Source organism: Alkalimonas sp. (genome assembly GCF_020831925.1).
Lineage (GTDB): Bacteria > Pseudomonadota > Gammaproteobacteria > Enterobacterales > Alteromonadaceae > Alkalimonas.
On the sequence record NZ_JAFIFQ010000129.1, the window covers coordinates 1 to 1,745 of the forward strand.

Consider the following 1,745-nt stretch of genomic DNA (forward strand, 5'->3'; position numbering starts at 1 on the left):
CCTTGCTGTTTACATCCTCGACCAGCTGCTGCATCGCCGCCTGGTTGCGCACGAATTCCTCACTGCGCGGGTTTACTTTACTCAGAATTTTTGTCACTGCTGTCACCTGTTGCTGGAAACTGCCCGCTGTAAAATTAATTCGACTCGGTGAAAAGCTCACGGCCAATCAGCATGCGGCGGATCTCCGAAGTACCGGCGCCGATTTCATACAGTTTGGCATCACGCAGCAAACGTCCGGTCGGGTACTCGTTGATGTAGCCATTACCGCCCAGCAACTGGATTGCATCCAGTGCCATCTGCGTAGCCAGCTCGGCTGCATACAGGATCACTGCAGCCGCATCTTTACGGGTGGTTTCACCGCGGTCGCAAGCCTTGGCCACGGTATAGACATAAGAGCGGGCAGCATTCATCCGGGTGTACATATCGGCTATTTTGCCCTGCACTAGCTGGAATTCACCAATCGACTGGCCGAATTGCTTGCGGTCGTGAATATAAGGCACCACCACATCCATGCAAGCGGTCATAATTCCCAGCGGGCCAGCCGCAAGAACGACACGCTCGTAATCCAAGCCACTCATCAGCACCTGCACACCGCGGCCGACTTCACCCAGCACGTTTTCTTCAGGTACTTCGCAGTCTTCAAACACCAGCTCGCAGGTGTTGGAGCCACGCATGCCGAGCTTGTCGAGCTTCTGCGCCTGGCTAAAGCCTTTAAAGCCACGTTCAACGATAAAGGCCGTGATGCCTTTGGAGCCGGCATTAACATCGGTTTTGGCGTAAATCACGTAGGTATGGGCATCTGGGCCATTGGTGATCCACATTTTATTGCCGTTTAGGATGTAGCGATCGCCTTGCTTGTCGGCGCGAAGTTTCATGCTGACTACGTCCGAGCCGGCATTGGGCTCGCTCATCGCCAAAGCGCCAATGTGCTCACCGCTGCATAGCTTGGGCAGGTACTTTTGTTTTTGCGCTTCGTTGCCGTTGCGGAAAATCTGATTCACACACAGGTTGGAGTGCGCGCCGTAAGACAGCGCTACCGAGGCCGAGGCCCGGCTGATTTCTTCCATCGCCACCACATGCTCCAGGTAGCCGAGGCCAGAGCCGCCGTACTCTTCATCGACGGTGATACCCAGCAAGCCCAGATCACCAAACTTGCGCCATAACTCATTCGGGAAGGCGTTGTCGTGATCAATTTGCTCGGCGCGTGGGGCAATTTCTTCGCGGGCAAAGGCATTGACCTGCTCACGGATCATGTCGACGGTTTCGCCAAGGTCAAAATTCAGGGTTTTATAAGTCGTGATCATGCTGGATCCCCACTGTGGATTCGAAGGTTTCTGATTCAAGGGTTTCATGGGCGGCTTTGTTGCCGCTGTGTTTGGCCTGACTGAGTGTTTCGCGGCAGCGTTTTTCTACCGTGACCAGCTCCATCAGCACCACTTTAATGTCGTCCATTTGCTGGTGCAGCTCGGCTTTTTTCTGCTCGATTAAAGCCAGCATGGTATTGAGTTGAGTGACGCTGCTTTTATCGGCGTCGTACAACTCGAACAGTTTGCCGGTTTCCGCCAGGCTAAAGCCCAGCCTTTTACCGCGCAGGATCAGTTTCAGGCGCACCCGATCCCGTTTGCTGTAGATCCGGGTCTGGCCATTGCGCATCGGCGTCAGCAAACCTTGATCCTCGTAAAAGCGGATACTGCGGGTGGTGATGTCAAACTCTTTGGCTAACTCACTGATTGAGTAAGTTGTTT

Annotated in this window: 1 protein-coding gene and 1 pseudogene; both read right to left on the reverse strand. The window is 54.0% G+C overall.

Going from position 1 to position 1,745, the window contains the following annotated elements:
• Positions 1–134: 134 nt before the first annotated feature.
• Entirely contained in the window at positions 135–1,304 is a 1,170-nt protein-coding gene (locus JJU14_RS16590) for an isovaleryl-CoA dehydrogenase (protein ID WP_228614823.1), read from the reverse strand.
• A 76-nt stretch (positions 1,305–1,380) separates the two neighbouring features.
• Positions 1,381–1,745 (reverse strand): annotated as a pseudogene (locus JJU14_RS16595) (MerR family DNA-binding transcriptional regulator); the annotation flags it as partial.

Bases quoted from the DNA above. Each gene is read 5' to 3' on its own strand.
- JJU14_RS16590 (WP_228614823.1), bottom strand. From the start codon at position 1,304: ATGATCACGACTTATAAAACCCTGAATTTTGACCTTGGCGAAACCGTC.